General features: G+C 68.0%; 32 protein-coding genes. 31 read left to right on the top strand and 1 reads right to left on the bottom strand.

The features are described 5' to 3' along the window. Nucleotides 1–15 precede the first annotated feature (15 nt). The 31 genes from AB0L06_RS05250 to AB0L06_RS05100 all read left to right on the top strand — a co-directional run bounded on the left by AB0L06_RS05250 (nt 16) and on the right by AB0L06_RS05100 (nt 24,158). Nucleotides 16–3,894 carry a DNA-directed RNA polymerase subunit beta' gene (locus AB0L06_RS05250; RefSeq protein ID WP_500229646.1) on the top strand — a complete coding sequence of 1,293 codons (3,879 nt, stop codon included), beginning with the start codon at nt 16–18 and terminating at the stop codon, nt 3,892–3,894. Between the two features lie 309 nt (nt 3,895–4,203). Further along, nucleotides 4,204–5,940 (top strand): hypothetical protein, encoded by a 1,737-nt coding sequence (locus tag AB0L06_RS05245; protein ID WP_500229645.1) that lies wholly within the window; start codon nt 4,204–4,206, stop codon nt 5,938–5,940. A 584-nt stretch (nt 5,941–6,524) separates the two neighbouring features. Then, entirely contained in the window at nt 6,525–6,899 is a 375-nt protein-coding gene (rpsL, locus tag AB0L06_RS05240) for a 30S ribosomal protein S12 (RefSeq protein WP_019632621.1), read from the top strand. Further along, entirely contained in the window at nt 6,899–7,369 is a 471-nt protein-coding gene (gene rpsG, locus AB0L06_RS05235; protein WP_026414298.1) for a 30S ribosomal protein S7, read from the top strand. Before rpsL ends, rpsG begins: the two co-directional genes overlap by 1 nt. A 43-nt stretch (nt 7,370–7,412) precedes the next feature. Continuing rightward, nucleotides 7,413–9,524: an elongation factor G gene (gene fusA / locus AB0L06_RS05230; RefSeq protein WP_500229644.1), complete on the top strand. Its 2,112-nt coding sequence runs from the start codon at nt 7,413–7,415 to the stop codon at nt 9,522–9,524. Between the two features lie 102 nt (nt 9,525–9,626). Beyond that, nucleotides 9,627–10,820: an elongation factor Tu gene (tuf, locus tag AB0L06_RS05225; RefSeq protein ID WP_500229643.1), complete on the top strand. Its 1,194-nt coding sequence runs from the start codon at nt 9,627–9,629 to the stop codon at nt 10,818–10,820. 111 nt (nt 10,821–10,931) lie between these two features. Further along, complete coding sequence (gene rpsJ, locus AB0L06_RS05220) at nt 10,932–11,240, top strand: 30S ribosomal protein S10 (protein ID WP_018657599.1); 309 nt, start codon at nt 10,932–10,934, stop codon at nt 11,238–11,240. Nucleotides 11,241–11,253: 13 nt separating this feature from the next. Beyond that, complete coding sequence (gene rplC / locus AB0L06_RS05215) at nt 11,254–11,904, top strand: 50S ribosomal protein L3 (protein ID WP_500229642.1); 651 nt, start codon at nt 11,254–11,256, stop codon at nt 11,902–11,904. Continuing rightward, on the top strand, nt 11,901–12,500 hold the full coding sequence (gene rplD, locus AB0L06_RS05210) for a 50S ribosomal protein L4 (RefSeq protein WP_500229641.1): 600 nt from the start codon (nt 11,901–11,903) through the stop codon (nt 12,498–12,500). The genes rplC and rplD overlap by 4 nt, the downstream gene beginning before the upstream one ends. A gap of 11 nt (nt 12,501–12,511) precedes the next feature. Next, a complete protein-coding gene (rplW, locus tag AB0L06_RS05205; RefSeq protein ID WP_026414303.1) occupies nt 12,512–12,817 on the top strand; it encodes a 50S ribosomal protein L23 in 306 nt (101 codons plus the stop codon). A gap of 46 nt (nt 12,818–12,863) precedes the next feature. After that, complete coding sequence (rplB, locus tag AB0L06_RS05200) at nt 12,864–13,697, top strand: 50S ribosomal protein L2 (RefSeq protein ID WP_500229640.1); 834 nt, start codon at nt 12,864–12,866, stop codon at nt 13,695–13,697. A gap of 12 nt (nt 13,698–13,709) precedes the next feature. Next, entirely contained in the window at nt 13,710–13,991 is a 282-nt protein-coding gene (gene rpsS, locus AB0L06_RS05195; protein WP_500229639.1) for a 30S ribosomal protein S19, read from the top strand. A gap of 33 nt (nt 13,992–14,024) precedes the next feature. Further along, nucleotides 14,025–14,402 (top strand): 50S ribosomal protein L22, encoded by a 378-nt coding sequence (gene rplV, locus AB0L06_RS05190; RefSeq protein ID WP_026414306.1) that lies wholly within the window; start codon nt 14,025–14,027, stop codon nt 14,400–14,402. Further along, nucleotides 14,402–15,253: a 30S ribosomal protein S3 gene (rpsC, locus tag AB0L06_RS05185; RefSeq protein WP_500229638.1), complete on the top strand. Its 852-nt coding sequence runs from the start codon at nt 14,402–14,404 to the stop codon at nt 15,251–15,253. Before rplV ends, rpsC begins: the two co-directional genes overlap by 1 nt. 5 nt (nt 15,254–15,258) lie before the next feature. After that, a complete protein-coding gene (gene rplP, locus AB0L06_RS05180) occupies nt 15,259–15,678 on the top strand; it encodes a 50S ribosomal protein L16 (RefSeq protein ID WP_500229637.1) in 420 nt (139 codons plus the stop codon). Continuing rightward, nucleotides 15,678–15,920: a 50S ribosomal protein L29 gene (rpmC, locus tag AB0L06_RS05175; protein WP_500229636.1), complete on the top strand. Its 243-nt coding sequence runs from the start codon at nt 15,678–15,680 to the stop codon at nt 15,918–15,920. Before rplP ends, rpmC begins: the two co-directional genes overlap by 1 nt. Continuing rightward, on the top strand, nt 15,920–16,192 hold the full coding sequence (rpsQ, locus tag AB0L06_RS05170) for a 30S ribosomal protein S17 (RefSeq protein ID WP_026414310.1): 273 nt from the start codon (nt 15,920–15,922) through the stop codon (nt 16,190–16,192). The genes rpmC and rpsQ overlap by 1 nt, the downstream gene beginning before the upstream one ends. Before the next feature lie 157 nt (nt 16,193–16,349). Then, a complete protein-coding gene (gene rplN / locus AB0L06_RS05165) occupies nt 16,350–16,718 on the top strand; it encodes a 50S ribosomal protein L14 (protein WP_018657588.1) in 369 nt (122 codons plus the stop codon). Continuing rightward, the gene (gene rplX / locus AB0L06_RS05160; RefSeq protein WP_500229635.1) at nt 16,718–17,026 is read left to right on the top strand and encodes a 50S ribosomal protein L24; all 309 of its coding nucleotides are present in this window, start codon (nt 16,718–16,720) and stop codon (nt 17,024–17,026) included. Before rplN ends, rplX begins: the two co-directional genes overlap by 1 nt. 1 nt (nt 17,027) lies before the next feature. Beyond that, nucleotides 17,028–17,603 carry a 50S ribosomal protein L5 gene (gene rplE, locus AB0L06_RS05155; protein WP_500229634.1) on the top strand — a complete coding sequence of 192 codons (576 nt, stop codon included), beginning with the start codon at nt 17,028–17,030 and terminating at the stop codon, nt 17,601–17,603. A gap of 2 nt (nt 17,604–17,605) precedes the next feature. Then, on the top strand, nt 17,606–17,791 hold the full coding sequence (locus AB0L06_RS05150; RefSeq protein ID WP_018657585.1) for a type Z 30S ribosomal protein S14: 186 nt from the start codon (nt 17,606–17,608) through the stop codon (nt 17,789–17,791). A 128-nt stretch (nt 17,792–17,919) separates the two neighbouring features. Then, entirely contained in the window at nt 17,920–18,318 is a 399-nt protein-coding gene (gene rpsH, locus AB0L06_RS05145; RefSeq protein ID WP_500229633.1) for a 30S ribosomal protein S8, read from the top strand. A 17-nt stretch (nt 18,319–18,335) separates the two neighbouring features. Further along, the gene (rplF, locus tag AB0L06_RS05140; RefSeq protein WP_500229632.1) at nt 18,336–18,872 is read left to right on the top strand and encodes a 50S ribosomal protein L6; all 537 of its coding nucleotides are present in this window, start codon (nt 18,336–18,338) and stop codon (nt 18,870–18,872) included. A 2-nt stretch (nt 18,873–18,874) separates the two neighbouring features. Beyond that, complete coding sequence (rplR, locus tag AB0L06_RS05135) at nt 18,875–19,261, top strand: 50S ribosomal protein L18 (protein WP_500229631.1); 387 nt, start codon at nt 18,875–18,877, stop codon at nt 19,259–19,261. Between the two features lie 34 nt (nt 19,262–19,295). After that, nucleotides 19,296–19,919: a 30S ribosomal protein S5 gene (gene rpsE / locus AB0L06_RS05130; protein WP_500229630.1), complete on the top strand. Its 624-nt coding sequence runs from the start codon at nt 19,296–19,298 to the stop codon at nt 19,917–19,919. Further along, the gene (gene rpmD, locus AB0L06_RS05125; RefSeq protein WP_500229629.1) at nt 19,916–20,098 is read left to right on the top strand and encodes a 50S ribosomal protein L30; all 183 of its coding nucleotides are present in this window, start codon (nt 19,916–19,918) and stop codon (nt 20,096–20,098) included. The genes rpsE and rpmD overlap by 4 nt, the downstream gene beginning before the upstream one ends. 1 nt (nt 20,099) lies before the next feature. Beyond that, nucleotides 20,100–20,561, top strand: a complete 462-nt coding sequence (gene rplO / locus AB0L06_RS05120; RefSeq protein WP_500229628.1) for a 50S ribosomal protein L15 — start codon at nt 20,100–20,102, stop codon at nt 20,559–20,561. Nucleotides 20,562–20,750: 189 nt separating this feature from the next. Continuing rightward, complete coding sequence (secY, locus tag AB0L06_RS05115) at nt 20,751–22,046, top strand: preprotein translocase subunit SecY (protein ID WP_500229872.1); 1,296 nt, start codon at nt 20,751–20,753, stop codon at nt 22,044–22,046. Then, nucleotides 22,047–22,697: an adenylate kinase gene (locus AB0L06_RS05110; RefSeq protein WP_500229627.1), complete on the top strand. Its 651-nt coding sequence runs from the start codon at nt 22,047–22,049 to the stop codon at nt 22,695–22,697. Nucleotides 22,698–22,759: 62 nt separating this feature from the next. Further along, a complete protein-coding gene (map, locus tag AB0L06_RS05105; protein WP_500229626.1) occupies nt 22,760–23,569 on the top strand; it encodes a type I methionyl aminopeptidase in 810 nt (269 codons plus the stop codon). 151 nt (nt 23,570–23,720) lie between these two features. Further along, nucleotides 23,721–24,158 carry a DUF1707 SHOCT-like domain-containing protein gene (locus AB0L06_RS05100; protein ID WP_500229625.1) on the top strand — a complete coding sequence of 146 codons (438 nt, stop codon included), beginning with the start codon at nt 23,721–23,723 and terminating at the stop codon, nt 24,156–24,158. An 83-nt stretch (nt 24,159–24,241) separates the two neighbouring features. Here AB0L06_RS05100 and AB0L06_RS05095 read toward each other — a convergent pair whose 3' ends face one another. Beyond that, on the bottom strand, nt 24,242–25,051 hold the full coding sequence (locus AB0L06_RS05095; protein ID WP_500229624.1) for a phosphodiesterase: 810 nt from the start codon (nt 25,049–25,051) through the stop codon (nt 24,242–24,244). Nucleotides 25,052–25,074 lie beyond the last annotated feature (23 nt).

Raw genomic sequence — 25,074 nt, 5'->3', positions numbered from 1 at the left:
TCAAGGGGAATCAAGTTGCTTGACGTCAACTTCTTCGACGAGCTTCGCATCGGCCTCGCGACCGCCGACGACATCCGCCAGTGGTCGCATGGCGAGGTGAAGAAGCCGGAGACCATCAACTACCGGACCCTGAAGCCGGAGAAGGACGGGCTCTTCTGCGAGAAGATCTTCGGTCCTACCCGCGACTGGGAGTGCTACTGCGGCAAGTACAAGCGCGTCCGGTTCAAGGGCATCATCTGTGAGCGCTGCGGCGTCGAGGTGACCCGTGCCAAGGTGCGCCGTGAGCGGATGGGCCACATCGAGCTGGCCGCGCCCGTCACGCACATCTGGTACTTCAAGGGCGTGCCGTCCCGGCTGGGCTACCTGCTGGACCTGGCGCCCAAGGACCTCGAGAAGATCATCTACTTCGCGGCCTACATGATCACCAGCGTGGACGCGGAGCGGCGTGACCGCGACCTGCCCACGCTCGAGGCCCACATCTCGGTCGAGCGCCAGCAGGTCGAGCAGGCTCGTGACGCCCAGGTGGAGGCCCGCCAGCAGAAGCTGGAGGCCGACCTGGGCGAGCTCGAGGCCGCCGGGGCCAAGGCCGACCAGAAGCGCAAGGTGCGCGACAGCGCCGAGCGTGAGATGAAGCAGCTGCGCGACCGCGCCCAGCGTGAGCTGGACCGCCTCGACGAGGTGTGGAACCGCTTCAAGAACCTCAAGGTCCAGGACCTCGAGGGCGACGAGATGCTCTACCGCGAGATGCGGGACCGGTTCGGCAAGTACTTCGAGGGCGGCATGGGCGCCGCGGCCATCCAGGCCCGGATCCAGAACTTCGACCTCGACGCCGAGGCCGAGAAGCTGCGCGAGATCATCCGCACCGGCAAGGGCCAGAAGAAGGCCCGCGCGCTGAAGCGGCTGAAGGTCGTCTCGGCGTTCCTGAACACCAGCAACAGCCCGCTCGGCATGGTGCTGGACTGCATCCCGGTGATCCCGCCGGACCTGCGTCCGATGGTCCAGCTGGACGGTGGCCGCTTCGCGACCTCCGACCTGAACGACCTGTACCGCCGCGTGATCAACCGGAACAACCGGCTCAAGCGTCTGCTCGACCTCGGCGCGCCCGAGATCATCGTGAACAACGAGAAGCGGATGCTGCAGGAGGCCGTCGACGCGCTGTTCGACAACGGCCGCCGCGGCCGTCCGGTCACGGGTCCGGGCAACCGTCCCCTGAAGTCCCTCAGCGACATGCTGAAGGGCAAGCAGGGCCGGTTCCGCCAGAACCTGCTGGGCAAGCGCGTCGACTACTCCGGCCGTTCGGTCATCGTCGTCGGCCCGCAGCTGCGCCTGCACCAGTGCGGTCTGCCCAAGCAGATGGCGCTGGAGCTGTTCAAGCCGTTCGTCATGAAGCGGCTGGTCGACCTCAACCACGCGCAGAACATCAAGTCCGCCAAGCGGATGGTCGAGCGCGCGAAGTCGGTCGTGTGGGACGTCCTCGAAGAGGTCATCACCGAGCACCCGGTGCTGCTGAACCGTGCGCCCACGCTGCACCGTCTGGGCATCCAGGCGTTCGAGCCGCAGCTGGTCGAGGGCAAGGCCATCCAGATCCACCCGCTCGTCTGCACGGCGTTCAACGCCGACTTCGACGGCGACCAGATGGCGGTGCACCTGCCGCTGTCCGCCGAGGCGCAGGCCGAGGCGCGGATCCTGATGCTGTCGACCAACAACATCCTGAAGCCGTCGGACGGCAAGCCCGTCACCATGCCCACCCAGGACATGGTCATCGGCCTGTACTGGCTGACGACGCAGAAGGACGGCTCGGCCGGCGAGGGCCGGGCGTTCGGCTCGATCGCCGAGGCGATCATGGCCTACGACCGGCGCGAGCTGGACCTGCAGGCCAAGATCCAGCTGCGCTTCAAGGACGTCCCGCCGCCGCGCGAGTGGGTCGCCCCGGAGGGCTACGAGCCCGGCCAGGCGTACCGGCTGGAGACCACCCTCGGCCGCGCGCTGTTCAACGAGACGCTGCCGTCGGACTTCCCGTTCGTCGACGCCGAGATCGGCAAGAAGCAGCTCTCCGCGATCGTGAACGAGCTGGCCGAGACCTACCCCAAGGTCGAGGTCGCCGACGCTCTGGACGCCCTCAAGAGCACCGGGTTCCACTGGGCCACCCGGTCCGGTGTGACCATCTCGATCGAGGACGTCATCACGCCGCCGAACAAGGCGGAGATCCTGACGCAGCACGAGCGCGACGACGCCAAGGTCCAGCGCGAGTACAACCGCGGCCTGATCACCGACGAGGAGCGCAAGCAGGAGCTCATCGGGATCTGGAACAAGGCCACGGCCGAGGTCGCCGCCGACATGGAGAAGGCGTTCCCGAAGGACAACCCGATCTGGATGATGATCCAGTCGGGCGCCCGAGGCAACCCGCTCCAGCTGCGGCAGATCGCCGGTATGCGTGGTCTGGTGTCCAACCCCAAGGGTGAGACCATCCCGCGTCCGATCAAGTCGTCCTTCCGCGAGGGCCTGTCGGTCGTCGAGTACTTCATCTCGACGCACGGCGCCCGCAAGGGTCTGGCCGACACCGCGCTGCGTACCGCCGACTCGGGTTACCTGACCCGTCGTCTGGTGGACGTCGCGCAGGACGTGATCGTCCGCGAGATCGACTGCGGCACCGACCGCACGATCGCCTTCCGGGTCGCCGACCGCGCCGCGGACGGCACCCTGAGCAAGCCGGTGCAGTCCGAGACCAGCCTGGTCGGCCGGACGATCGCCGAGGACGTGACGGTGGACGGGACGGTCATCTTCCCGGCCGACACCGACCTGTCCGACACGGTGATCACCCGCCTGGTCGAGGTCGGCGTGGAGGAGGTGCGGACCCGGTCCGCGCTCGTCTGCGAGGCCAAGATCGGTGTCTGCGCCGCGTGCTACGGCCGCTCGCTCGCCACCGGCAAGCGCGTGGACGTCGGCGAGGCCGTCGGCATCATCGCCGCCCAGTCCATCGGTGAGCCCGGTACGCAGCTGACCATGCGTACCTTCCACACCGGTGGTGTCGCGGGTGGAGACATCACCCACGGTCTGCCGCGTGTCCAGGAGCTCTTCGAGGCCCGCATCCCCAAGGGTGTGGCCCCGATCTCCGAGGTCGCCGGCCGGATCAAGATCGACGAGACCGAGAAGACCCGGAAGATCGTCGTGGTGCCGGACGACGGCACCGACGAGATCGCCTACCAGGTCCCGATGCGGGCCCGGCTGTCGGACGGCGTCTTCGAGGGCGCCCACGTCGACGTCGGCCAGCAGCTGATCGTCGGTGCGCAGAACCCGCACGAGGTGCTGCGCATCCTCGGCCCGCGCGCGGTGCAGCTCCACCTGGTCCACGAGGTCCAGGAGGTGTACCGGTCGCAGGGTGTGTCGATCCACGACAAGCACATCGAGATCATCGTCCGCCAGATGCTCAAGCGGGTGAACATTCTCGAGTCGGGCGACACCGACCTGCTGCCGGGCGACCTGGTCGAGCGGCCGATGTTCGAGGAGACCAACCGTTCGGTGGTCGCCGAGGGCGGCAAGCCCGCGGCGGGCCGTCCGGTCCTCATGGGCATCACCAAGGCCTCGCTCGCGACCGAGTCGTGGCTGTCGGCGGCGTCCTTCCAGGAGACGACCCGGGTGCTCACCGAGGCGGCCATGCACGCCAAGAGCGACCCGCTGCTCGGCCTCAAGGAGAACGTCATCATCGGTAAGCTCATCCCGGCCGGTACGGGCATGCCCCAGTACCGCAACGTCCGGGTCGAGCCGACCGAAGAGGCGAAGGCGGCCGTCTACTCCGTCGGTTCCTACGACGATGGTGCGGACTACTCGTTCGGGCAGGGCTCCGGCGAGGCCGTCCCGCTGGAGGAGTACGACTTCGGCCAGTACAACCGCTGACCGTAGCCAGTCGGTGAAGGGCCCCCGCTTCGGCGGGGGCCCTTTCCCGTTCCCGCCGGACGTCCGTAGGCCTGGGCGGCGCGTCCGGCGCGCCGTCCTCTCACGTACCCGGACGTTCTATAACGGCCGCGTCATCAGCGTCGGTTTAGGGCTGGATGGGACGTCACGGGCGGGAACGGACGGACGGACAGGGGCGTCGAACCGGGTGATGATTTGCGATTCCCCCGGAGATCGGGGCAGGCTTGAGCCGATGCGTCACATCGTGGGGACCCCCCTCACGTGGGAATATCCGCCCGAAGGAGCCTGACGATGACCGACAACGACGGCACGCAGGGACCGCAGTGGCCGTCGCCCCGGGACGACGAGAAGTCCGGGGGCGCGGAGAGCCGGGCGGCCGGTTCCAGTGAGGACGGCAAGGGCGCCGAACCGCCCGCGCGTCCGATGGGTGACCGCACGGTCGTGTTCGGAGCGCCGCAGCTCGGCGGCGCCGGCGGCGGGCAGCCGTCCGCGCCGCGGCCTCCCGCCCCGGCTCAGCCCGAGCGGCCCGCACCGCCGGCCGCTCCGCCCACGATGATCGAGTCGATGCCGGTGCTCGGCCAGCAGCCCCCCACTCCGCCGCACGAGCCGCAGGGCACGCCCGGTGGTTTCGGCGCTCCGCCCGCGGACCCGCAGGGCGGCTTCGGCGCGCCGCCCGTCCAGCCGGGTGACCAGCAGCCCTACGGCCGGCAGCCCGGCCCGCCGCCCTTCGGGCAGCAGCCGCACGAGCAGCAGGGCTACGGCGCACCGCAGGGCCCGTACGGCCAGCCCTCGGCTCCGTCGCAGGGCTTCGGCGGCCAGCCGCACCCGGGTCAGCAGCAGGCGGGGGACCCCGGTTACCCGCAGCAGCCCTACGGCCAGCAGCCGGAGGCCGGTCAGTTCGGCCAGCCCGGCCAGCAGCCGTTCGGCGCGCCGGACCCGTACGCCCCGCCGCAGGGCTCCGCCTACCCGCCCGCCGGTGAGCCGTTCGCGCCGCCCGCGGAGCCGAAGGCCCCGGCGGCCGAGGCGCCCGCCCCCGTGCAGGGCGAGGACCGGACGCTCATCGTCCCCGGCCCCGCCGTGACCTCTCCGGTGCCCGCCGGGTCCGACCGCAAGGCCCCGAAGGTGGACGACCAGGCGACCGTCGCGTGGTCGCCCGGGCCGGACGTCCCGGTGGCCTCGGGCCCGGAGCGGCGTCCCGCCGAGCCGTGGCAGGCCCCGGCGGCTCCCGACGGCCCGGAGCCGTGGGCGACCCCGCAGCCCGGCCAGCCGGGCGGTCGGCAGGGCGGCGACCACGAGCGCACGCTGATGGTCCCGCCGCCGGACAAGGGCCTCGGCACGCCCGTCGCCGGGTATGAGGCGTCCAGGCCGTCCACGCCGGCTGCGCAGTCCGGCCCGTCCGGGTTCGGCGGCGACCGCCCGCAGGCCGAGGACGGCATGCCCACCCAGGCGTTCGACCCGTCCGCGCAGGGCCGGCAGCCCGGCCAGCAGGGCGAGGGCCTGGGCGAGGCCACCCGCATGGACGTCGGCCGCCAGCAGTGGGACGCGCCGGCGCAGCAGGGCCAGTTCGGCCAGCAGCCTTACGGCCAGCAGGACCAGGGACAGTACGGCCAGGGTGCCCAGCAGGGCCAGGGCCAGTTCGGGCAGCCGGACCAGGGACAGTACGGCCAGCAGCCCTACGGCCAGCAGGACCAGGGGCAGTTCGGTCAGGGCGGCCAGCAGCAGTACGGCCAGCAGGACCAGGGGCAGTTCGGCCAGGCCCAGCAGGGTCAGTTCGCTCAGGGGCAGCAGGATCAGTTCGGCCAGGCGACGACGGCCTTCAGCCAGGGTCAGGCGCAGGGCGGCGGCCAGTTCGCCGGTCAGCAGCCGTACGGCCAGCCTGCCCAGGGCGGCGAGGTGTATCCCGGCTACCAGCAGGCCCCCGAACAGCCGGGTGGTGGGAAGAGCAACAAGAAGCTCTGGTTCATCGTCGCCGGCGCCGCCGTCGCGGTGATCGTCATCGCGGCACTGGTCGTCAACTTCGTCATCTGATCAGAACCGAAGCGGAAGCCGGTGCCGAAGCGGTGTCGCGCGGCAGCGACACGCAAAGATCCAGACCGGATTCCTTGACCCCGGCCCGGAGGCCGGGGATGGTGAGAGCGAAACGCCGACGGGATTTGCGTCACATGACGGGAACATCCCGTCGGCGTTCGACCGTTGTGACTACGGGAAGATGGCCCGCAGGGGCGCCGTGAGCTTGCGCCGGAGGGTGCGCTCGCGATAGTGCACCGTTCGCTTTGACCTTTCGCGTAGTGGTCGGTAACCTCTTAGCTTGTGCCCGCTGTGTGCGGGCCAATCTGCGTGCGCGTCGGCAGGTCCCTGCGATTTGACAGGGCGGCCCAGTGCCGCAGCAAACTCCCCGGCTTGTTTCGGCCCATGCACTGGGCCGGGCGGTCTCGTGTCGGATCCTGGTCATCTTTGGTGAGCAAGATGCGACACGCCCGACCGCGTGGGTCGGAGAGGTCGGGAAACCGGCAGGTCACAGCCTCGCACGAGGTGGTGATGACGGGCCTCGTCCATACGGGGTTCAGGCAGAACAAGACTTACCGGCTCGGTACGAGGAAGACGGAGACGCGGTGCCCACGATCCAGCAGCTGGTCCGAAAGGGCCGCCAGGACAAGGTGACCAAGAACAAGACGCCGGCGCTGAAGGGCAGCCCCCAGCGCCGGGGTGTCTGCACGCGCGTCTACACGACGACGCCAAAGAAGCCGAACTCTGCGCTTCGCAAGGTCGCCCGTGTCCGGCTGACCAGCGGGATTGAGGTCACGGCCTACATCCCCGGCGTCGGCCACAACCTGCAGGAGCACTCGATCGTGCTCGTGCGCGGCGGCCGAGTGAAGGACCTCCCGGGCGTTCGGTACAAGATCATTCGCGGTTCGCTGGACACCCAGGGCGTCCGCAACCGCAAGCAGGCGCGCAGCCGCTACGGCGCCAAGAAGGAGAAGAGCTAATGCCGCGCAAGGGCCCTGCTGGCAAGCGCCAGCTCATCGCCGACCCGGTGTACAACTCGCCGCTGGTCACCGCGCTGATCAACAAGGTTCTGCTGGACGGCAAGCGCTCCATCGCGCAGAGCATCGTCTACGACGCCCTGGAGGGCGCGCGCGAGAAGACCGGCAACGACCCGGTCGTCACGCTCAAGCGCGCGCTGGACAACGTCAAGCCGACCCTGGAGGTCCGCTCCCGCCGTGTCGGTGGCGCGACCTACCAGGTCCCGGTCGAGGTCCGGCCCGCCCGCTCCACGACCCTCGCGCTGCGCTGGCTGGTGCTCTACTCCCGGCAGCGTCGCGAGACGACCATGACCGAGCGCCTGATGAACGAGCTGCTCGACGCCTCCAACGGCCTCGGCGCGTCCGTCAAGAAGCGCGAGGACACGCACAAGATGGCGGAGTCCAACAAGGCCTTCGCTCACTACCGCTGGTAATCCGGCGGATCCAGGTTTACGACGAGACGACGCGAGGACGAAAGTGGCTACCAAAACCGGTGTAGACCTCTCCAAGGTCCGCAACATCGGCATCATGGCCCACATCGACGCCGGCAAGACCACCACCACTGAGCGGATCCTGTACTACACGGGCATCAGCTACAAGATCGGTGAGGTCCACGACGGCGCGGCCACGATGGACTGGATGGAGCAGGAGCAGGAGCGGGGAATCACCATTACCTCCGCGGCCACCACCTGCACCTGGCCGGTCGAGGACGTCAAGCACACCATCAACATCATCGACACTCCGGGCCACGTCGACTTCACCATCGAGGTGGAGCGGTCGCTGCGCGTCCTGGACGGTGCCGTCGCGGTGTTCGACGGTGTCGCCGGTGTCGAGCCGCAGTCCGAGACCGTGTGGCGCCAGGCGGACCGCTACGGCGTCCCGCGGATCTGCTTCGTCAACAAGCTCGACCGGGTCGGCGCGGAGTTCCACCGCTGCGTCGACATGATCAAGGACCGCCTCAACGCGACTCCGCTGGTCATGCAGCTCCCGATCGGCGCCGAGGCGGACTTCAAGGGCGTCGTCGACCTGGTCACGATGAAGGCCCTGCTCTGGAACGCCGAGGCCAAGCTCGGCGAGATGTACGACACGGTCGAGATCCCCGACACGCACGTTGAGGCCGCCCAGGAGTGGCACAACACGCTGATCGAGACGCTGGCCGAGGCCGACGACGAGATCATGGAGCTGTACCTGGAGGGCACCGAGCCCACCGTGGAGCAGCTCTACCCGGCGATCCGCCGCGCCACCATCGCGGGCAACCTGTTCCCGGTCCTGACCGGAACGGCCTTCAAGAACAAGGGCGTGCAGCCCCTGCTCGACGCGATCGTGCGCTTCCTGCCCTCGCCGCTGGACGACGGCGGCGTGGACGGCCACGCGGTCCGCGACGAGGAGAAGACCATCCACCGCAACGCCAGCGAGGACGAGCCGTTCTCCGCCCTGGCGTTCAAGATCGCCTCCGACCCGCACCTGGGCAAGCTGACCTTCATCCGCGTCTACTCGGGCGTGCTGGAGGCAGGTTCCTCGGTCCTGAACTCCGTCAAGGAGCGCAAGGAGCGGATCGGCAAGATCTACCGGATGCACGCCAACAAGCGTGAGGAGATCAACCTGGTGGGCGCCGGCGACATCGTCGCCGTCATGGGTCTGAAGCAGACCACCACCGGTGAGACCCTCAGCGACGAGAAGGACCCCGTCGTCCTCGAGTCGATGAACTTCCCGGCGCCGGTCATCCACGTGGCGATCGAGCCGAAGACCAAGGCCGACCAGCAGAAGCTCGGCACCGCCATCCAGCGGCTCGCGGAGGAGGACCCCTCCTTCCAGGTCCGCACGGACGAGGAGACCGGCCAGACGGTCATCTCCGGCATGGGCGAGCTGCACCTGGAGATCCTGGTCGACCGCATGAAGCGGGAGTTCAAGGTCGACGCCAACGTCGGCAAGCCCCAGGTGGCCTACCGCGAGACCATCACGCGGAAGGTCGAGAAGGTCGAGTACACGCACAAGAAGCAGACCGGTGGTTCCGGTCAGTTCGGTCGCGTGATCATCAACCTGGAGCCGGCGGGCGAGGGCAACGACGGTTACGAGTTCGAGAACAAGGTCACCGGTGGCCGCATCCCGCGGGAGTACATCCCGTCGGTCGACGCGGGCTGCCAGGAGGCCGCCGAGTTCGGTGTACTCGCCGGCTACCCGATGGTGGGCGTGAAGGTCACCCTTCTCGACGGTGCCTACCACGAGGTGGACTCCTCGGAAATGGCGTTCAAGATCGCCGGTTCCATGGCGTTCAAGGAGGCCGCCCGCAAGGCCGGGGCGACCATCCTCGAGCCGCTGATGGCCGTCGAGGTCAGCACGCCCGAGGACAACATGGGCGATGTCATCGGCGACATCAACTCCCGGCGCGGTCAGGTCCAGTCGATGGACGAGCGCGCGGGGCTGCGGGTCATCAAGGCGCTCGTGCCCCTCTCGGAGATGTTCGGCTACGTGGGTGATCTGCGCAGCAAGACCCAGGGCCGGGCTGTTTTCACCATGCAGTTCGACTCCTACGCCGAGGTTCCCAAGAACGTCGCGGAGGAGATCATCGCCAAGGCCCGGGGCGAGTAGTAGCCGGCCCCGGCCCGGCGACGGTCGTCGAGCCAGCACAGTCACCCAGCCAGCACACGAAGCGGCCTCCAGCAGGCCGAGGATCGCAACAAGGAGCAACCAGTGGCGAAGGCCAAGTTCGAGCGGACCAAGCCGCACGTGAACATCGGCACCATTGGGCACATCGACCACGGTAAGACCACGCTTACCGCGGCGATCACCAAGGTGCTCCACGACGCTTACCCGGACATCAACCCCTTCACGCCGTTCGAGGACATCGACAAGGCGCCGGAGGAGCGCGAGCGCGGTATCACGATCTCGATCGCGCACGTCGAGTACCAGACCGAGTCGCGGCACTACGCGCACGTCGACTGCCCGGGTCACGCCGACTACATCAAGAACATGATCACCGGTGCGGCGCAGATGGACGGCGCCATCCTGGTGGTCGCCGCCACCGACGGCCCGATGCCGCAGACCAAGGAGCACGTGCTCCTGGCCCGCCAGGTCGGCGTCCCCTACATCGTCGTCGCCCTGAACAAGTGCGACATGGTGGACGACGAGGAGATCCTGGAGCTCGTCGAGCTCGAGGTCCGCGAGCTGCTGTCGGAGTACGAGTTCCCGGGCGACGACGTCCCGGTCGTGCGCGTCTCCGCCTTCCAGGCGCTGCAGGGCGACGAGAAGTGGGGCAAGTCCATCCTCGAGCTCATGGCCGCGGTGGACGAGAACGTTCCCGAGCCCGTGCGTGAGACCGAGAAGCCGTTCCTGATGCCGATCGAGGACGTCTTCTCGATCACCGGCCGTGGCACCGTCGTCACCGGCCGCATCGAGCGCGGTGTCGTCAACGTCAACGAGGAAGTCGACATCATCGGCATCAAGGAGACGTCGACCAAGACGACGGTCACCGGTGTCGAGATGTTCCGCAAGCTGCTCGACCAGGGCCAGGCGGGCGACAACGTCGGCCTCCTGCTCCGTGGCATCAAGCGCGAGGACGTCGAGCGCGGCCAGTGTGTCATCAAGCCGGGCACCAACACCCCGCACACCGAGTTCGAGGCTCAGGTCTACATCCTGTCCAAGGACGAGGGCGGCCGCCACACGCCGTTCTTCAACAACTACCGCCCGCAGTTCTACTTCCGTACCACGGACGTGACCGGCGTCGTGTACCTCCCCGAGGGCACCGAGATGGTCATGCCGGGCGACAACACCGAGATGCGCGTCGAGCTGATCCAGCCCGTCGCCATGGAAGAGGGCCTGAAGTTCGCCATCCGCGAGGGTGGCCGGACGGTCGGCGCGGGTCGCGTCACCAAGGTCATCAAGTAACACTCTCGTAGTTCGGCGGGCTGACCACTGGCCTGGAACGCCATGTCGGCCCGCCGTTCCACGACTGACGAAGCAACAGCGGCACTACCAGCAAAGGACACCGAGGCCACCATGGCGGGACAGAAGATCCGCATCCGGCTCAAGGCCTACGACCACGAGGTCATCGACACCTCCGCGAAGAAGATCGTTGAGACGGTGACGCGGACGGGCGCCAAGGTCGCGGGCCCGGTGCCGCTGCCGACCGAGAAGAACGTGTACTGCGTCATCCGCTCGCCGCACAAGTACAAGGACAGCCGCGAGCACTTCGAGATGCGCACGCACAAGCGGTTGATCGACATCATCGACCCGACGCCCAAGACGGTCGACTCGCTGATGCGACTCGACCTTCCGGCCGGCGTTGACATCGAGATCAAGCTCTGAGGGACGCACCAAAATGAGTACGCAGAGGAAGGGCGTCCTGGGCGAGAAGCTCGGCATGACCCAGGTCTTCGACGATGAGGGCCGGATGGTTCCGGTAACCGTCGTCCAGGCCGGGCCGTGCGTGGTCACCCAGCTCAAGGACCAGGAGAAGGACGGCTACACCGCCGTTCAGATCGGCTTCGGCCAGATCGACCCGCGCAAGGTCAACAAGCCGCGCACGGGCCACTTCGAGAAGGCCGGCGTCACGCCGCGCCGGTACCTTGTCGAGCTGCGCGTGGACGACGCCGCCGAGTACGAACTCGGCCAGGAGATCACCGCCAGCGTCTTCGAGGCCGGCCAGAAGATCGACGTGACCGGCACCAGCAAGGGCAAGGGCACCGCGGGTGTCATGAAGCGCCACGGCTTCAAGGGCCTCGGCGCCTCGCACGGCACCCAGCGCAAGCACCGCTCGCCGGGATCGATCGGCGGCTGCGCGACCCCCGGTCGCGTCTTCAAGGGCCTCCGCATGGCGGGACGGCACGGCAACGCCCGTACCACCGTCCAGAACCTTACCGTCCACGCGATCGACGCGGAGAAGGGCCTGCTCCTCATCAAGGGCGCGGTCCCCGGTCCCAACGGCGGCGTGGTCCTGGTCCGCGACGCAGTGAAGGGGACGGGCAAGTGACCTCCAAGCTCGACATCGAACTGCCCGCCGAGATCTTCGACCGGAAGACCAGCGTTCCGCTGATCCACCAGGTCGTCGTCGCGCAGCTCGCGGCGGCTCGGCAGGGCACGCACTCCACCAAGACCCGGGGCGAGGTCTCCGGTGGTGGCAAGAAGCCGTACCGGCAGAAGGGCACCGGCCGCGCGCGCCAGGGTTCGACCCGTGCGCCGCAGTTCGCCGGTGGTGGCATCGTCCACGGCCCGCAGCCGCGCGACTACTCGCAGAAGACGCCCAAGAAGATGAAGGCCGCCGCGCTCCGCGGCGCGCTGTCGGACCGCGCCCGCTTCGGCCGGGTGCACGTCGTCGACAGCCTCATCGAGGGCGACGCTCCGAAGACGAAGACGGCGCTCGCCGCCCTGCGCGGCGTGACCGAGGCCAAGCGCGTGCTCCTGGTGCTCGACCGTGAGGACGAGACCACCTGGAAGTCGCTGCGCAACGAGCCGAGCGTGCACGTCATCGTCGACGACCAGCTCAACACCTACGACGTGCTCGTCAACGACGACGTGGTCTTCACCCAGAAGGCGTACGAGTCGTTCCTGGCGCGCGCCGCGAAGTAACGAGGGCAGACATGAACAAGATCTCTGACCCCCGCGACATCATCCTCGCGCCGGTCGTCTCGGAGAAGAGCTACGGGCTGCTCGACGAGGGTAAGTACACCTTCATCGTCCGCCCGGACGCCAACAAGACGCAGATCAAGCAGGCCGTCGAGGCGATCTTCGATCGCAAGGTGGCCGGCGTCAACACGATCAACCGTCCTGGGAAGCGCAAGCGGACCCGCTTCGGCTACGGCCAGCGCAAGGGCACCAAGCGCGCGATCGTGAGCCTGGCCGAGGGCGAGCAGCCGATCGACATCTTCGGCGGACAGACCTCCTGACGAGGTCCGAGCCCCGAAGCGTGAACTAAGGGATTGCACGAAAAAGATGGGCATCCGTAAATACAAGCCGACGACCCCGGGTCGTCGCGGCTCCAGCGTGGCCGACTTCGTCGAGATCACGCGCACCGAGCCGGAGAAGTCGCTGCTGCGTCCTCTCCCGAAGAAGGGCGGCCGTAACAACCACGGCCGCATCACCACCCGGCACCAGGGCGGTGGCCACAAGCGCGCGTACCGGCTGATCGACTTCCGCCGGCACGACAAGGACGGCGTCCCGGCGAAGGTCGCTCACATCGAGTACGACCCGAACCGCACCGCGCGCATCGCGCTGCTGCACTACGCCGACGGTGAGAAGCGCTACATCCTCGCGCCGCAGGGGCTCAAGCAGGGCGACCGGGTCGAGAACGGCCCCGGGTCGGACATCAAGCCCGGCAACTGCCTGCCGCTTCGCAACATCCCGACCGGTACGGTCATCCACGCCATCGAGCTGAAGCCCGGTGGCGGCGCGAAGATCGCCCGGTCCGCGGGCGCCGGCGTCCAGCTGCTCGCCAAGGAGGGCAAGTACGCCACGCTGCGTATGCCGTCCGGCGAAATGCGCATGGTGGACGTCCGCTGCCGCGCCACGGTGGGCGAGGTCGGCAACGCCGAGCAGTCCAACATCAACTGGGGCAAGGCCGGCCGTATGCGCTGGAAGGGCAAGCGCCCGACCGTCCGCGGTGTGGCCATGAACCCGATCGACCACCCGCACGGTGGTGGTGAGGGTAAGACCTCCGGTGGCCGCCACCCGGTCAACCCGAACGGTAAGAAGGAAGGCCGGACTCGCAAGCAGAACAAGTCCAGCGACCGTCTTATCGTCCGTCGTCGCAGCAAGAAGAAGCGGTAGGAGTCGCTCGCAATGCCACGTAGCCTTAAGAAGGGCCCCTTCGTGGACGCTCACCTGATCAAGAAGGTGGACGCCCAGAACGAGAAGGGGACGAAGAACGTCATCAAGACGTGGTCGCGGCGCTCCATGATCGTGCCGGACATGATCGGTCACACGATCGCCGTGCACGACGGCCGCAAGCACGTCCCGGTGTTCATCACCGATGCCATGGTGGGACACAAGCTCGGCGAGTTCTCGCCGACGCGCACGTTCCGCAGCCACGTCAAGGAAGACCGTCGCAGCCGTCGCGGCTGAGCGGGCAGGAAACTGTAGGAGAGAGGAACAGCGATGGAAGCCAGGGCCCAGGCACGGTTCATCCGTGTCACGCCCATGAAGGCTCGGCGCGTGGTGGACCTCATCCGCGGCCTGCCTGCCGCGGAGGCGCAGCAGGTGCTGCGGTTCGCCCCTCAGGCGGCGAGTGAGCCCGTGGGCAAGGTGCTCGCGAGTGCCATCGCCAACGCCGAGCACAACTTCAAGCTCGACACCGAGACGCTGGTCGTGAGCCACGCGTACGTGGACGAGGGGCCGACGCTCAAGCGTTTCCGCCCCCGCGCCCAGGGTCGGGCTTACCGCATCAACAAGCGCACGAGCCACATCACGGTGGTCGTCGCCCCGCGTGACGAGGTCGCTGCGGCCGGCGGTAAGAAGACGAGGAGGGCCCGGTAGTGGGTCAGAAGATCAACCCGCACGGGTTCCGGCTCGGGATCACCACCGACCACAAGTCCGTGTGGTTCGCCGACAAGCTCTACAAGGACTACGTCAAGGAGGACGTCCAGATCCGGCGCATGCTCTCCAAGGGCATGGACCGGGCTGGCATCTCCAAGGTCGAGATCGAGCGCACCCGTGACCGCGTCGAGGTGAACATTCACACCGCGCGTCCGGGCATCGTGATCGGCCGGCGTGGCGCCGAGGCCGAGCGCCTCCGGGGCGACCTGGAGAAGCTCACCGGCAAGCAGGTGCGGCTGAACATCCTCGAGGTCAAGAACCCCGAGATCGACGCCCAGCTCGTCGCGCAGGGCGTGGCCGAGCAGCTGAGCTCCCGCGTGGCCTTCCGCCGCGCGATGCGCAAGGCGATCCAGTCGTCCATGAAGTCCGGCGCCAAGGGCATCAAGGTCCAGTGCTCGGGCCGTCTCGGCGGCGCCGAGATGTCGCGGTCGGAGTTCTACCGCGAGGGCCAGGTCCCGCTGCACACGCTGCGCGCCGACATCGACTACGGCTTCTACGAGGCCCGGACGACCTTCGGCCGCATCGGCGTCAAGGTGTGGATCTACAAGGGCGAGGCCGCCCAGACCCGCGCCGAGCGCGAGGCCCAGGCCGCGCAGCAGCGCGCCGCGGGCGGCGGTGGCCGTGGCGGCGAGCGTCGTGAGCGCCGTGGCGGCGGCGGTGGCGGCGGCCGTGGTGGCCGTGGCGGCCGCGGCGGCCAGGGCGGCGGCGGCGACCGCGCGCCCCGTCAGCAGCAGAACACCGAGCAGCAGGCCCCCGCCTCCGAGGCTGCTCCGACTGGTGAGGGGAGCTGAACCCGATGCTGATCCCTCGTAAGGTCAAGCACCGCAAGCAGCACCACCCGAAGCGCCGGGGAATGGCCAAGGGCGGTACGAAGGTTACGTTCGGTGAGTACGGCATCCAGGCCGTCGAGCCCGCGTACGTGACCAACCGGCAGATCGAGGCCGCGCGTATCGCCATGACCCGCCACATCAAGCGTGGCGGCAAGGTCTGGATCAACATCTTCCCGGACCGCCCGCTGACCAAGAAGCCCGCCGAGACCCGCATGGGTTCCGGTAAGGGTTCGGTCGAGTGGTGGGTGGCCAACATCAAGCCGGGCCGCGTGATGTTCGAGATCTCCTACCCGAACGAGCAGATCGCTCGGGAGGCGCTCACTCGCGCGATCCACAAGCTGCCCATGAAGTGCAAGATCGTGAAGCGAGAGGTGGGTGAGTCCTGATGGCCAAGGGTCTTACCGCCGATGACCTGCGGACCGAGCCTGAGGACGTGCTGGTCACCAAGCTCAAGGAGGCGAAGGAGGAGCTCTTCAACCTTCGTTTCCAGGCAGCGACCGGACAGCTCGAGAGCCACGGGCGTCTGCGTACGGTGAAGCAGGAGATCGCCCGCATCTACACCGTCATGCGCGAGCGCGAGCTCGGCATCGTCACGGTTGCCGACGACGCCGCGGAGGGCGGGAAGTAATGGCTGAGCAGACCGAAGCGCGCGGCACCACTCGCAAGGTGCTCGAGGGCCTGGTGGTCTCCGACAAGATGGACAAGACCGTGGTCGTGTCCGTCGAGGACCGCGTCAAGCACGCGAAGTACCACAAGGTCATCCGCCGCACGAAGAACTACAAGGCGCACGACGAGGCCAACGAGTGTGGCATCGGCGACCGCGTCCGCCTGATGGAGACCCGCCCGCTGTCGGCGACCAAGCGCTGGCGCGTGGTGGAGATCCTCGAGAAGGCCAAGTAACCAGGGAGCTCCGCCCCATCCGGGGCGCCTCCCGACAGACTCCCCGTGTACGGGCCCTCCTTGAGAGGGCCCGTGTTCGGGGGGAGACCAGTGAAGGTTCCGCCAGGCTCCACGAGCGAGGCTCTGTGGAGAACCGGTGTGACGAAATGGAGTTGACGTGATCCAGCAGGAGTCGCGACTCAAGGTCGCCGACAACACGGGTGCGAAGGAGATCCTTTGCATCCGCGTTCTCGGTGGCTCGGGTCGGCGCTACGCGGGAGTCGGCGACGTCATTGTCGCGACGGTGAAGGACGCCCTTCCCGGCGCGGGCGTGAAGAAGGGTGACGTCGTCAAGGCGGTCGTCGTGCGCACCCGCAAGGAGCGCCGGCGCCCGGACGGCTCCTACATCCGCTTCGACGAGAACGCGGCCGTCCTGATCAAGGACGGCGGGGACCCCCGCGGCACCCGCATCTTCGGCCCGGTCGGCCGTGAACTGCGCGAGAAGAAGTTCATGCGCATCGTCTCGCTCGCGCCGGAGGTGCTGTGATGAAGATCAAGAAGGGCGACGAGGTCGTCGTCATCGCCGGCAAGGACAAGGGTGCGACCGGCAAGGTCATCCGTGTCATTCCGCGTGAGGAGCGCGTCGTCGTCGAAGGCGTCAACCTCATCACGAAGAACATCAAGGCCGACGCCCAGCGAGCCGGCAAGGAGAGCGGCCGCGTGACCGTCGAGGCGCCGCTCCACGTGAGCAACGTGGCCCTGGCCGAGGACGGCAAGCCCGTCCGGGTCGGCTACCGCTTCAACGAGGACGGCACCAAGGTCCGGATCTCGCGCCGTAGCGGCAAGGAGATCTGAGATGACCGAGACCGTTACCGAGCGTCCCGTGCCGCAGCCGCGCATGAAGCTCCGCTACCGTGACGAGATCGTCAAGGGCATGCAGGAGGAGTTCGGCTACAGCAACATCATGCTGGTGCCGGGCCTGACGAAGATCGTCGTCAACATGGGTGTCGGCGACGCCGCCAAGGACGCCAAGCTGATCGAGGGCGCCGTCCGCGATCTGGCCGCGATCACCGGCCAGAAGCCGGCCGTCAACCGGGCCAAGAAGTCCATCGCGCAGTTCAAGCTGCGTGAGGGCATGCCGATCGGTGCGCACGTCACGCTGCGCGGCGACCGCATGTGGGAGTTCCTGGACCGGCTGCTCGCCACCGCGCTCCCCCGTATCCGCGACTTCCGCGGCCTGTCGCCGAAGCAGTTCGACGGCAACGGGAACTACACCTTCGGTCTGACCGAGCAGGTCATGTTCCACGAGGTGGACCCGGACAAGATCGACCGCGTCCGTGGCATGGACATCACCGTGGTGACCACCGCCAAGACCGATGACGAGGGCCGGGCGCTGCTGAAGCTCCTGGGCTTCCCGTTCAAGGAGAACTGAGCATGGCGAAGAAGAGCCTGATCGCCAAGGCGGCTCGGAAGCCCAAGTTCGGCGTGCGCGCGTACACCCGCTGCTCGCGCTGCGGCCGTCCGCGCTCCGTGTACCGCAAGTTCGGCCTGTGCCGCGTCTGCTTCCGCGAGATGGCGCACCGGGGCGAGCTGCCGGGCATCACGAAGTCGAGCTGGTAAACAGCCCAGCCTGTAATAACCACCGGGCACCTGACGAAGGTGCCCATGACCGCGCCAAAGGTCCATCCGTCCCGCCCGCCGAGCGGGCCGGGCGGATGGAAACCGTGGCGAGGGAGGGCCAGTAGGCCATGACGATGACCGACCCGATCGCAGACATGCTTACGCGTCTGCGGAACGCTAACTCGGCGTACCACGACTCGGTGTCGATGCCGTACTCGAAGATCAAGGCGCACATCGCCGAGATCCTGCAGCAGCAGGGTTACATCTCGGGCTGGAGCGTCGAGGACGCCGAGGTGGGCAAGAAGCTCGTGATCGAGCTGAAGTTCGGCCCCACCCGCGAGCGTTCGATCGCCGGCATCAAGCGCGTTTCCAAGCCCGGTCTCCGGGTGTACGCGAAGAAGGACAACCTGCCCAAGGTCCTGGGCGGCCTGGGCGTCGCGATCATCTCGACGTCCTCCGGCCTCATGACCGACCGGCAGGCGGGCAAGCGCGGCGTGGGCGGCGAAGTCCTCGCCTACGTCTGGTAGAGGGGAGGATTCAGAGAATGTCTCGCATTGGACGTCTCCCCGTCACCGTGCCCGGCGGCGTTGAGGTGAAGGTCGACGGCCGTGACGTTTCGGTCAAGGGCCCCAAGGGCGCCCTGTCGCTGACCGTCGCCGAGCCGATCGAGGTCGTGCTGGAGGACGGTCAGGTGACCGTGACCCGGCCGAACGACATCAACACGGTTCGCGCGCTGCACGGCCTGACCCGGTCGCTGATCAACAACATGGTGGTCGGCGTCACCGAGGGGTACAAGAAGACCCTGGTCATCCAGGGCGTCGGTTACCGCGTGGTGGCCAAGGGCAAGAACCTCGAGTTCTCGCTCGGGTACAGCCACTCGATCACGGTCGAGCCGCCGGAGGGCATCACCTTCACGGTGGAGAAGCCGACCCAGCTGGTCGTCGAGGGCATCGACAAGCAGAAGGTCGGCGAGGTCGCCGCCAACATTCGTAAGCTGCGCAAGCCCGACCCGTACAAGGGCAAGGGTGTGCGGTACGAAGGCGAGCAGATCCGCCGCAAGGTCGGAAAGGCTGGTAAGTAGTCATGGCAGGCACGAAGCACCTGGCCGGCAAGGCCACGTCGAAGCGTGCGATGGCCCGCAAGCGGCGGCACCTGCGGGTCCGCAAGAAGGTCGTCGGCACCGCCGAGCGTCCTCGCCTTGTCGTGACGCGCTCCAACCAGCACATGTTCGCTCAGGTCATCGACGACTCCAAGGGCCACACCGTGGCGTGGGCGTCGACGATGGAGGCCGACCTGCGCGGCTCCGACGGCGACAAGACGGCGAAGTCCCGCAAGGTCGGCGAGCTCCTCGCCGAGCGCGCGCAGGCCGCCGGAGTGACCGCTGTGGTCTTCGACCGTGGCGGCAACAAGTACCACGGTCGCGTCGCCGCCGTCGCGGATGGCGCTCGTGAGGGGGGCCTGAAGCTCTGATGGCTCTCACGACCAACGAGAAGAGGAACCACTGATGGCAGCGCAGAGGCGTGGTGGCGGTCAGGGTGGCGACCGTCGCGACGGCCGCCGCGATGACCGTCGCGGTGGCGCCGACAAGGGCCAGTCGTACATCGAGAAGGTCGTGGCGATCAACCGTGTCGCCAAGGTCGTCAAGGGTGGACGGCGCTTCAGCTTCACCGCCCTGGTGATCGTCGGTGACGGCAACGGCACCGTCGGCGTCGGCTACGGCAAGGCCAAGGAAGTGCCCGCGGCGATCGCCAAGGGCGTCGAAGAGGCCAAGAAGCACTTCTTCAAGGTGCCGCGGATCCAGGGCACCATCCCTCACACCGTTCAGGGTGAGGCCGCCGCGGGCGTCGTCCTGCTGCGTCCCGCCTCCCCCGGTACCGGTGTGATCGCGGGTGGCCCGGTGCGCGCCGTGCTGGAGTGCGCCGGCATCCACGACGTGCTGAGCAAGTCGCTCGGCACCGACAACGCGATCAACATCGTCCACGCCACCGTGGACGGTCTGAAGCAGCTCAAGCGTCCCGAGGAGATCGCGGCCAAGCGTGGCCTGTCGGTCGAGGACGTGGCGCCGGCCGCCATGCTGCGGGCCCGGGCCGCCGGCTCGGAGGCCCGGACGGAGGCCACCGCGTCATGAGCCAGCTGAAGATCACGCAGACCAAGTCTGTGATCAGCGAGAAGCAGAACCAGCGTGACACGCTGCGGACGCTGGGCCTCAAGAAGATCGGCCAGTCGGTCGTCCGTGAGGACACCCAGCAGGTCCGTGGCATGATCCGGACGGTTGACCACCTGGTCGCCGTCGAGGAGGTCGACTGACATGGCGGACGCCATCGAGGGCACTCCGCTCAAGGTGCACGACCTGCGTCCGGCCCCCGGCGCCAACCGCGCGAAGACCCGCAAGGGTCGCGGCGAGGCGTCCAAGGGCAAGACCGCGGGCCGCGGCACCAAGGGCACGAAGGCCCGTAACACCGTTCCGGTCGGGTTCGAGGGCGGTCAGATGCCCCTGATCCGCCGGATTCCGAAGCTCAAGGGCTTCAAGAACCCCAACCGGGTCGAGTTCCAGGTCGTGAACCTGGACAAGCTCGGCGCCCTCTACCCCGAGGGTGGCGAGGTCACCGCCGAGGACCTGGCGGCCAAGGGCGCTGTGCGCTCCGGCCGTCCGGTGAAGATCCTCGGTACCGGTGAGATCTCCGTCGCCGTCCAGGTGAAGGTGCACGCCTTCTCCGGCGCGGCCAAGGAGAAGATCGCGGCCGCCGGCGGAACCGCCGAGCAGCTCTGAGATCGCACCCGTGAGACCGGGGCCAGAGTCCACCACGTGTCCGGGCCGGTGGGCCCGCCACGCGGGGACCGGCCCCGGTCTCATCTGCTGTTAGAGTCTCCCCGGCGGTGGTGGTCGGCGTTTCGCACGTCAGACCCCCCGCCGTCGTTGCCCAAGGGCTGATTTTCCGCAAGCTCCGCAGGAGGAATGGTGCTGACCGCGTTCGCTCGGGCCTTTAGAACGCCCGATCTGCGTAAGAAGCTGTTCTTCACGCTCTTCATGATCGTGGTGTTCCGAGTCGGCCAGAACCTGCCGACCCCGAACGTGAACGTGGAGGTGCTCAAGCAGACGGCCGACGCGGCCAAGAAGTCCAACCAGCTCTACGGTCTGGTGGACCTGTTCTCCGGCGGCGCGCTGCTGAAGCTGTCGGTGTTCGCGCTGGGCATCATGCCCTACATCACCGCGTCGATCATTCTGCAGTTGTTGACGGTGGTGATCCCCCGGCTGGAGGCCCTGAAGAAGGAGGGCCAGGCCGGGACGACGAAGATCACGCAGTACACCCGGTACCTGACGGTGGGTCTGGCGATCCTGCAGGGCACCGGCATCGTCGCGATGGCCGCGACCGGCAGCCTGTTCCAGGGCGCCGGCGGCAACCAGGACATCCTGTACAAGACCAGCATCTTCCCCGTCATGACGATGGTGATCTGCATGGTCGCCGGCACGTCGGTGATCATGTGGCTGGGTGAGCTGGTCACCGACCGCGGCGTCGGCAACGGCATGTCGATCCTGATCTTCACGCAGGTCGTGGCGGTGTTCCCGTCCCAGTTCTGGTCGATCTACAAGGCCAAGGGCGGCTTCGTCTTCACCCTGGTGATCGTGGTGGGTCTGGCGATCATGGCCGGTGTGGTGTTCGTCGAGCAGGCCCAGCGGCGGATCCCGGTGCAGTACGCCAAGCGGATGGTCGGACGCCGCATGTACGGCGGGACCTCGACCTACATCCCGCTGAAGGTGAACCAGGCCGGCATCATCCCGGTCATCTTCGCCTCCTCGCTGCTCTACCTGCCCGTCCTGGCGACCCAGCTGTGGCCGAACGTCAAGTGGCTGCAGAAGGTCCAGCCCTACCTGCACCAGGACAACCCCTGGCACATGGGCATCTTCTTCGTCTTCATCATCTTCTTCACCTACTTCTACGTCGCGATCACCTTCAACCCCACTGAAGTCGCCGACAACATGAAGAAGTATGGTGGGTTCATCCCAGGTATCCGTCCGGGTCGGCCGACCGCCGAATATCTGGACTACGTGCTGACCCGGATCACCACTCCGGGTGCGCTCTACCTGGGGCTCGTCGCGCTGATTCCGATGGTGGCGTTCGCCATGCTGAACGCCACGCAGAACTTCCCCTTCGGCGGGACGAGCATCCTGATCGTCGTCGGCGTCGGACTGGATACCGTGAAGCAGATCGAATCTCAGCTCCAGCAGCGCAATTACGAAGGTTTCCTGCGGTAGATGCGTATCGTTCTTGTGGGCCCCCCCGGAGCGGGCAAGGGGACGCAGGCCCAGTACATCGCGTCGCATCTGTCGATCCCGAAAATCTCGACGGGTGACATCTTCCGCGCCAACATCAAGCAGCGCACCGAGCTCGGCCAACTGGCCAAGCAGTACATGGACCGGGGCGACCTGGTGCCGGACGAGGTCACCATCAGCATGGTGCGCGACCGGCTCCAGCAGGAGGACGCCGTCGACGGCTTCCTTCTGGACGGTTTCCCGCGCAACGTGCCGCAGGCCGAGACCCTGAAGAAGATGCTCGCCGAGTGGGACAGCAGGCTGGACGTCGTCCTCGAGCTCGTCGTGGACGAGGACGAGGTCGTCCGGCGGCTGTCCGGGCGCCGGCAGTGCTCGCAGTGCAACCGCATCTGGCACGTCGACTTCGACGACAAGAAGGACGACGTCTGCGACGACTGCGGCGGGCGGCTGTACCAGCGTGACGACGACCGCGAAGAGGTCGTCCGGCACCGCCTGGAGGTCTACGCGGAACAGACCGCGCCTCTCGTCCAGTTCTATTCTGATGAGGGCATCCTGCGCGGCATCGACGCGACCGGACCGGTCGAGGACGTCACCCGGCGGGCCATGGACGCGCTGCGTCCGTTCGAGAAGTAGATCGCCGGGTAGGCGGGAGTCGGGTCACCCCCGAGGCCCCGGCCGCCCCTGGGGGAGTGACAGTGTTCAAGAGGCGCAAGCCCGCCATCCAGATCAAGACGCCCGAGCAGATCGAGCTCATGCGCGCGGCCGGCCTGCTGGTCGGCCGCACGCTGCAGCTGCTGCGCGAGTCGGTGAAGCCCGGCATCACCACGCTGGACCTCGACCGGCTGGCCGAGCAGCACATCCGGGACAACGGCGGCGTGCCGTCCTTCAAGGGCTACCACGGGTTCACCGGCACGATCTGCGCCTCGGTCAACGAGGAGATCGTCCACGGGATCCCGCGGCCGGACAAGACGCTGCGCGACGGTGACGTGATCTCGATCGACTGCGGCGCGATCGTCGAGGGCTGGCACGGCGACTCGGCGATCACCGTTCCGGTGGGGGAGGTCACTCCCGAGCTGCGGAAGCTGCTCGAGGTGACCGAGGCCTCCATGTGGCACGGCCTCGCCGCCGGGATCGTCGGCGCCCGGCTGACCGACATGTCCCACGCGATCGAGAAGCACATCCGGTCCGAGGGCGAGTACGGGATCGTCGAGGGCTACGGCGGGCACGGCATCGGCACCGAGATGCACATGGACCCGCTGATCCCGAACCACGGCGCCCCCGGCCACGGGCCGGTGCTGGAGGCGGGCATGTGCTTCGCCGTCGAGCCGATGGTCAACCTCGGCACCAAGGACACCGCCGAGCTCGAGGACGGCTGGACCGTGATCACCACGGACGCCAAGGCCTCGGCGCACTTCGAGCACACCTTCGCCGTGACGCCCGAGGGTCCGCGCGTGCTGACCGCCCTGGACGAGGGCCGGGAGTGGTTCGCCAAGCTCGGCCTCTGATCTTCCCCCGCCGCCACCCGGACGGGGTGGTCCAGGGGACCGGGGCAAGGTGAAGCTGTCTACCTTGAGAGCACCGCGAATCTTTGGGCACTCTGGGAGGTAGCGGTGGATCGTTCCTCCCCCGCTCCGAACGACGCGTGAAGGGGTCGCCATGGCGCCCAATCCTGATATCCGAGCCTCGGACGCCGACCGGGACCGGGTGGCCGCCAGTCTGCGCGAGCACACCGCGGACGGCCGGCTCACCATGGACGAGCTCGAGGGGCGCCTGGAGGCGACCTACGCCGCCAAGACCATGGGTGATCTGGAGCGGGTGACCGCCGACCTGCCCGAGGCCGACCTGCACAACCGTCCGATACCGGCCTACCAGCGGACGACCGTCGCGCCGCCGGCCCGGCGAGGCGCGATCTGGTACGGCACGCGGGCGATGTGGAGCGCCTGGGCCGTCGTCGTGGGGCTGAACATCGCCATCTGGGCGATCGTCGCGGTGACCTCGCCGGTCGTCCCGTACCCGTGGTGGCTCTGGATCGCCGGTCCCTGGGGCGTGATGTTGCTGGTCCGGAGCATCTTCGGGCAGGACGGCAAGCGCTAGGCCAGCGAGATCGACACGAGAAGGGGCCCGCCGGATTCCGGCGGGCCCCTTCTGTGCGCCCTGGGTTCTCGGGGTTCCCCGGTTTAGTCGACCTCCATCAGCGGGCGGTAGTTGCCCGTCGGGACGAAGTGGGTGACGGCCGACTCGCCCTCGATCCGGTGGATCGCGAAGCCGGCGGGCTCGCCGGTGAGCGCGGCCCGTCCCGGCCGGGTGAGGTCGAGGAACAGCTGCCGGTAGGTGCTGGACGTGGTGGAGCAGACCGTCCCGGCGAGGGAGCCGACCGAGCTGCGGTGCACGTATCCGCTGATCACCCGGACGACCTGGCGGTGCCTCTTGAGGATCTCGGCGAGGCCCTCGGTCCCGGACAGGCCCATGTCGTCGATGAACCGGATGCCGATCGGGTACGGCGGGTGGTGCATGGCGATCACGGTCGGGACGGTCGGCTGCTCGGCGAGCGTCGCGTCCAGCCAGGCCAGCCGCTCCACGTCGAGCTCACTGGCCGTGGAGCCGGGGACCGTGGTGTCGCAGCAGATCAAGCGGGTTCCGGCGACGTCCACGGCGTACTGGACGGGAGCGCCGGGGCCGCCGCTTCCGGCCACGGCCGGGTGGTCGCGGAAGGCGTGCCGCAGCGCGTCTCGGTCGTCGTGGTTGCCGGGGAGCGGGTACACCGCCATCGGCAGCGGGGACAGCAGCGCGTGCAGCCGGGCGTACTCGGCCGGAAGGCCGCCGTCGGCCAGGTCGCCGGTCAGGACCACCGCGTCCGGCCGGGCGGGCAGCGCCAGCAGACTGGACACCGCGGCGCGCAGCGAGCGGACCGGCCCCGAGCCGTCGTCCACCTCGCCGTTCTGGCCGACCGCGAGATGGATGTCGCTGAGCTGCGCAATGATCGCCATCGATCCTCCCCCTCCTCCAAGCG

The organism is Spirillospora sp. NPDC052269, from assembly GCF_040679435.1.
In the GTDB taxonomy this organism is placed as follows: domain Bacteria; phylum Actinomycetota; class Actinomycetes; order Streptosporangiales; family Streptosporangiaceae; genus Spirillospora.
Note: the sequence above shows the minus strand (reverse complement) of the source record. Positions and strands in the feature narration are given on the sequence as shown.